This window comes from Massilia jejuensis, assembly GCF_042656795.1.
GTDB lineage: Bacteria > Pseudomonadota > Gammaproteobacteria > Burkholderiales > Burkholderiaceae_D > Telluria > Telluria jejuensis.
Genome location: NZ_JBHSMS010000053.1, coordinates 99,908 through 106,514 on the forward strand (window position 1 = coordinate 99,908; position 6,607 = coordinate 106,514).

General features: G+C 68.2%; 2 protein-coding genes and 4 tRNA genes. 2 read left to right on the forward strand and 4 right to left on the reverse strand.

Annotated elements, in window-relative coordinates:
• Positions 1 to 359: 359 nt before the first annotated feature.
• The 4 genes from ACFPOU_RS16805 to ACFPOU_RS16820 form a co-directional block, all read right to left on the reverse strand.
• Positions 360 to 436 (reverse strand) — tRNA-Arg (locus ACFPOU_RS16805).
• A 131-nt stretch (positions 437 to 567) separates the two neighbouring features.
• Positions 568 to 644: transfer RNA gene (locus ACFPOU_RS16810), tRNA-Arg, on the reverse strand.
• A 133-nt stretch (positions 645 to 777) separates the two neighbouring features.
• A tRNA-Arg gene (locus ACFPOU_RS16815) sits at positions 778 to 854 on the reverse strand.
• Positions 855 to 987: 133 nt separating this feature from the next.
• Positions 988 to 1,064 (reverse strand) — tRNA-Arg (locus tag ACFPOU_RS16820).
• Positions 1,065 to 1,174: 110 nt separating this feature from the next.
• On the opposite strand from ACFPOU_RS16820, the gene ACFPOU_RS16825 reads away from it, so the two are divergent.
• Together ACFPOU_RS16825 and ACFPOU_RS16830 are read left to right on the forward strand one after the other, a co-directional pair.
• Positions 1,175 to 5,119 (forward strand): two-component regulator propeller domain-containing protein, encoded by a 3,945-nt coding sequence (locus ACFPOU_RS16825; protein ID WP_379723659.1) that lies wholly within the window; start codon positions 1,175 to 1,177, stop codon positions 5,117 to 5,119.
• Positions 5,116 to 6,261: an alpha-hydroxy acid oxidase gene (locus ACFPOU_RS16830; RefSeq protein ID WP_379723662.1), complete on the forward strand. Its 1,146-nt coding sequence runs from the start codon at positions 5,116 to 5,118 to the stop codon at positions 6,259 to 6,261. The genes ACFPOU_RS16825 and ACFPOU_RS16830 overlap by 4 nt, the downstream gene beginning before the upstream one ends.
• The last annotated feature ends 346 nt before the right edge of the window (positions 6,262 to 6,607 follow it).

Sequence of the window (6,607 nt, forward strand, 5' to 3'; positions counted from 1 at the left end):
TGCTAGCAAACGGGGAGGAGGATGTGCGTCATTTGGAAGGGCTGTGCGTTTGCAGCTACAGTCGATGCTTCCAGTACATGCCCGCGCCGGCGGCCCCGGATAGGCCGGGTTTCATAGGGCGCAGATTTCAAGGCAATTGTTGAGTGGAAAAGGATGGCAGATTGCCCGAATAACGTCAGCGCCCTCCTACGAAAAGAGAAGTGCGCGTCCTCTGCCGAGCTAAGTCCCATCTAAGACTCGCCTGCAGGTAGAACCGCTCGGGTCCGCACGGCGAATCGGGCTGGGAGCGCGCGTACGGGCGAGCGTCGCGGAAAGGAAAAATGGCCCAGAATCTCTTCTGAGCCATTTCTTTGAAACTATGGTGCGGCTGGCAGGAATCGAACCCACGACCCCTTGGTTCGTAGCCAAGTACTCTATCCAGCTGAGCTACAGCCGCCCGAAGCACGCATTATAGCGGGGCATCCTCGGAAAGGGAAGGGCTTGCATGGCGGCGGCACCCAGGTCCCGGCGCCGGCCGGGCCGGCCAACGAAAAAGGCCGGATCTCGCGATCCGGCCTTCGGTATTCGTGGTGCGGCTGGCAGGAATCGAACCCACGACCCCTTGGTTCGTAGCCAAGTACTCTATCCAGCTGAGCTACAGCCGCCCAAGCCCCGCATTATAGCGGGGCCTTGGTAAAATGGGAAGGCGTGCGTGGCGGCGGCGCATCCGGCTTCGCTTCGCCGCGCGTGCAGGCCAACGAAAAAGGCCAGATCTCGCGATCTGGCCTTCGGTATCCGTGGTGCGGCTGGCAGGAATCGAACCCACGACCCCTTGGTTCGTAGCCAAGTACTCTATCCAGCTGAGCTACAGCCGCCCAAGCCACGCATTATAGCGGGGCATCGCCGGCTTGGGAAGGGCCTGCCCGCGCCGGCCGGATGCGCGGGAAAGCGCCGCGCGGACGCCCGAACGAAAAAGGCCAGATCTCGCGATCTGGCCTTCGTATTGCGTGGTGCGGCTGGCAGGAATCGAACCCACGACCCCTTGGTTCGTAGCCAAGTACTCTATCCAGCTGAGCTACAGCCGCCCGTGAGACGCATTATAGCAGCGGCGTCGGCGTTGCGGAAGTCTTAATTTATTACAACTGTTTGGCTTCCTCTGGTAGATTATGCATTCTGTATCCGATTCCAAGAGACTATGCTGGGCAACACCTTGCACCGGGGCGTAAACGCGGTGCTTACCTTGCTGGCGGCGCTGTGCGGCCTGCTGGCGCCGGGCGACATGGCCGCAGCGGCCGCGCCGCGCCACCTGCGCTTCGAACAGGTATCGATCGAACATGGCCTGTCGCAGGAGTCGGTGCTCACGATCCTGCAGGACCGCCAGGGCTTCATGTGGTTCGGCACCCAGGCCGGCCTGAACCGCTACGACGGCTACAAGATGACGGTTTACCGGGCCGACCCCCGCAATCCGGACTCGCTTCCGGACAGCTTCGTCAACGTTTCCTTCGAGGACGCCGAGGGCCGCCTGTGGTTCGGCACCAAGGGTGGCCTGGCGCGCTTCGACGCGGCCGCCGCCAAGTTCGTGCGCTACCCGCTGGCCGACGGCGGCACGGGCGCCAGCATCAACCGCAGCGTCAACGCGATCGTCGCCGACGGCCAGGGCATCCTCTGGCTGGGCACGACCGACGGCATCAAGCGCTTCGATCCGGCCAGCGGCGCCTTCACCACGATCCGCCACCCGGACCCGGGCGGCGACGCCGTCAGCGCCCTGGCCTTCGACGGCCGGGGCGTGCTGTGGGCCGGCACCGCGCGCGGAGTGGGGCGCCTGCTGCCCGGCGCCGGGCAGCTCGAATATTTCGCGCTCACGGGGCAGGACCCGCGCCGCGCCCGCGTCAATGCCCTGTCGATGGGGCCGCGCGACACGCTCTGGATCGGCACCGACGCCGGCCTGGAAGCCTGGGACCTGAGCGATGCCGTGCCGCGCCGGCGCGCCGTCGGCGACGGCGAAGGCGAAGGCGGGGCGCGCGTCATGGCCCTCTACCACGATGCCGGCGGCACGCTTTGGGTCGGCACCGACATCGACGGCGTGCGCTGGCGCGACCCGGCCAGCGGGCGCTTCGTCTCCTACGGCAACCGGCCGCTCGACGCGCACACCCTGTCCGACAACCATGTCACCTCGATCCGCATCGACCGCAGCGGGACGCTCTGGGTCGGCACCCGTTTCCGCGGTCTCTCGCGCACCGACCTGGCGAGCGGCGGTTTCCACAACTTCAGCTTCCGTCCCGAGGACAGCTACCGCATCGGCTTCGAAAAGGCGCGCGACGTCGCCGTGCGCGCCGACGGCAAGGTCTGGATCGGCACCACCGGCGGCGGGCTGGTCCTGCTCGACCCCGACACCGGGCGCACCGAGCAGCAACGGCACCGGCCCGGCCGCGACGACACACTGCCGAACGACGTCGTCCACAGCCTCTCCATCGTCGACCAGCGCCTGTATGTCGGCAGCGCCGGGGCCCTGGCCTGGAGCGGCGTGGACGGCGGGCGCTTCCACCAGATCGCGCTGCCCGACCTGGGGACGGCCGCGGTGCAGGGCGTGTTGCGTACCCGCGACGGCGTGCTCTGGGTCGTCACGCGCGCCGGCCTGTACGAGCTGGGCGAGGACCTGGCCGTGCGCCGCCACTGGCGCCACGACCCGCGCCGGCCCGCCAGCCTGGGCGACAACACCCTGTTCGAGATGGTCGAGGATGCGCAAGGCATGCTCTGGATCGGCACCGATAACGGCCTGGACCGGTTCGACCGCCGCAGCGGGACATTCACCCATTACCGCCACGATCCGCTCGACGCGGCCAGCCTGCGCCACAACCGCGTGTATTCCCTCGCGCTCGGTGCGCGCGGCGTACTCTGGGTCGGCACCGCCGGCGGCCTGCACCGGGCCGAGCGGGGACCTGCGGGCAAGCTCGGCTTTCGCCTGGTCAAGCTGCGCGATGCGGACGAGCCGCTGCCGATCGGCGCCGTGCTGGAAGACGCGCGCGGCCGCCTGTGGGCCAGCATGACCGACGGCATCAGCCGCTACGATCCGGACAGCGGACTGTACAAGCACTACACGGCCAAGGACGGACTGATCGACGGCACCTTTTTCGTGGCCTCGGCCGCGCGCGGACCGGACGGCCGGCTGCACTTCGGCGGCGTCAACGGGCTCACCTCCTTTTCTCCCGACGCGATCCGCGACAATCGCGTCCCGCCGCTGGTGCGGATCACCGATTTCCTTGTCTTTAACAAGCCGCAGCGCCTGGCCACGCCGATCGACCGTACCCGCGAAATCACGCTGAGCCACCGCGAATCGGTGTTTTCGTTCGAATTCGCCGGCCTGCACTACGCCGCCCCCGGCAGCAACCGCTATGCCTACCGGCTCGAAGGCTTCGATGCCGGCTGGGTCGCCACCGACGCGGACAAGCGTTTTGCCACCTACACCAATCTCGACCCCGGCACCTACGTGTTCAGGGTCCGCGCCAGCAACAAGGACGGCGTCTGGAGCGAAGCGCCGGCGGCGCTGGCGGTGACGGTGATGCCGCCCTGGTGGAAGAGCTGGTGGTTCCGCCTGCTGGTGCTGGCGCTGGTGGCCGCCGCCGTGGTGGCCGGCTACCGCCTGCGCATCCGCGCGCTGATGCAGCAAAAGGACGTGCTGGCGCGCGAGATCAACGCGCGCACGGCCGAACTGGTGCTGCAGAAGGACGCGGCCGAACAGCGCAAGCGCGAAGCCGAGGAGCAGGGCGAGGCCGCCGACAGCGCGCGCCGCAGCATCGCGCTGCTGTCCGACATCGGCCGCCGCCTGACGGCGAACCTCGACACCGAGGCGATCATGGCCACGCTCCACGAGCACGTGCGGGTGCTGATGGAAGCGCCCGTGTTCGCGGTGGCCGTCGTCCGTCCCGACGGCGCGCTGCTCGACTACGCGTACGCGGTGGTGGAGGGCAGCCGGCGCGCGCCGAGCAGCGTCGAGCGGCGCGACCCGCGCCAGCTGGTCGCCTGGTGCGTCGAACAAGGGCGCGAGGTCTTCATCGACGATCTCGCGCTCGACGCCGCGCGCTACCTGCCGGGCGCCGACCCCGGGCAGGTAGCGGCCCGCGTGCTGCCCTGCGTGCCCGATGCGTCGGTTACCGCCTTGCCGCGTTCCCTGCTGTACATGCCGGTCGCGGTCGGCCAGCGCGTACTGGGCGCCCTGACGGTGCAAAGCTTCGCCCCGCGCGCCTACCAGCGCGTGCACCTCGACATGCTGCGCACGCTGGCCGCCTATGTCGGCGTCGCGCTCGACAATGCCCAGGCCTACCGCCAGCTCAAGGACGTCCAGGGCCAGCTCGCGGCGCAGGAGAAACTGGCTTCGCTCGGTTCGCTCGTGGCCGGCGTGGCGCACGAACTGAACACCCCGATCGGCAACAGTCTCCTGATGGCCAGCACGCTGCATGAGAAGACGCTCGGCATCGCCCATGCGCTCGAGACGGACGCGTTGCGTCGCTCGGCCCTGCAAGCCTATGTCGGCGCGGCCGGCGAAGCGTCGGAACTGATCATGCGCAGCCTGAACCAGGCGGCCGACCTGGTCGACAGCTTCCGCCAGGTCTCGGTCGACCAGGCCAGCGCCCAGCGCCGCCGCTTCGACCTTGCGCGCGCCTGCCATGAAATCGTGGCCACGCTGATGAACAAGGTCCGCATGGCCGGCCACACGCTCGAACTCGCGGTACCCGAGGGGATCGCGATGGACAGCTACCCGGGCCCGCTGGGCCAGGTCCTGATCAATTTCGTCAACAACGCGCTGCTGCATGCTTTCGACGGTCCCGGCGGCGCCATGCGCCTGTCGGCCGAACTGCTCGACCGGCACTGGGTGCGCATCGTCTTCGGCGACGACGGCCGCGGCATCCCGGCCGCCCACCTGGCGCGCGTGTTCGACCCCTTCTTCACCACGCGCATGGGGCAGGGCGGCACGGGCCTCGGCCTGAACATCGCCCATACCATCGCCACTACGCTGCTGGGCGGCTCGATTCGCGTCGAGAGCACGCCCGGCAGCGGCACCGTATTCGTACTCGAGTTGCCGCTGAGAGCGGCCGAGGCGCGTTCCACCATACCCCCTGAGGAGAGGAAAATCCACGCATGAGCATCATCACGACGATCGAGGACTTGCGGGTCCTGGCCAAGAAGCGCGTCCCGCGCATGTTCTACGACTACGCCGACGCCGGCTCGTGGACCGAATCGACCTACCGCGCCAACGAGGAGGACTTCGCGAAGATCAAGTTCCGCCAGCGCGTCGCGGTCAACCTGGTCGACCGCAGCCTGAAGAGCACCATGGTCGGCCAGGAAGTGGCGATGCCGGTGGCGCTTGCGCCCACGGGTCTGACCGGCATGCAGCATGCCGACGGCGAGATCCTGGCCGCGCGCGCGGCAGAGAAGATCGGCGTGCCGTTCACGCTCTCGACGATGAGCATCTGCTCGATCGAAGACGTGGCCAGGCACACCACGACACCGTTCTGGTTCCAGCTGTACGTGATGCGGGACCGCGACTTCATCAACCGCCTGATCGACCGCGCCAAGGCGGCCAGGTGCTCGGCGCTGGTGCTCACGCTCGACCTGCAGGTGCTCGGCCAGCGCCACAAGGACCTGCGCAACGGGATGACGGCGCCGCCCAAGCTGACCCTTCCGAACCTGATCAACCTGGCGACCAAGCCGCGCTGGTGCTGGAACATCCTGCGCACGCCGCGCCGCCAGTTCGGCAACATCGTCGGCCATGCGAGCAGCGTGTCGGACATGAGTTCGCTCTCGTCCTGGGCCTCGCAGCAGTTCGACCCGACGCTGTCCTGGGACGACGTGGCCTGGGTCAAGGAGCGCTGGGGCGGCAAGCTGATCATCAAGGGCATCATGGACCCCGAGGATGCGCGCCTTGCGGTCAAGAGCGGCGCCGACGCGCTGATCGTGTCGAACCACGGCGGGCGCCAGCTCGACGGCGCGCAGTCGAGCATCGGGGCCTTGCCGGCGATCGTCGCCGAAGTGGGCAGCGAGATCGAAGTGCACATGGACGGCGGCATCCGCTCCGGCCAGGATGTGATCCGCGCGCTGGCGCTGGGCGCGCAGGGTGTGCACATCGGACGGCCTTTCCTGTACGGGCTGGGCGCGATGGGCGAGGCGGGCGTGGCGCGCTGCCTGGAGATCATCCGCAACGAGCTCGACCTGACAATGGCCTTCTGCGGTTTGCGCGACGTGCGCGACGTCGACAGCAGGATCCTGCTGCCGGGCACGTATTGAGGGACACGGGCACGCGCGCGTGCCGGCATGACGCGTCGGCCGGGGCGCCTGTGATAGCATCGCTGAGTTCCTTGCTTCATTGGCATCTGCGCGTCTCGTCACCATGTCCACACCGATCCATGCCGTACAGGTAGTTCACGCAGCGGTTCCGCAGGAACCGGCTGCGCCTGTGCACGCGGCATTCGGCGCGCCGGCGCCGTTCTTTGCGCAGCGCGCGCCATGGCGCCTGAACGCGGCGCTCGCGATGTCGCTGCTGGCGCATGCGCTGCTGCTGAGCGTGGCGCTGGGCGGACAGGCTTTCGGGCTGCCGGGACTGAATCTGCCGTGGAAGGAAAGGCGCCTGGGG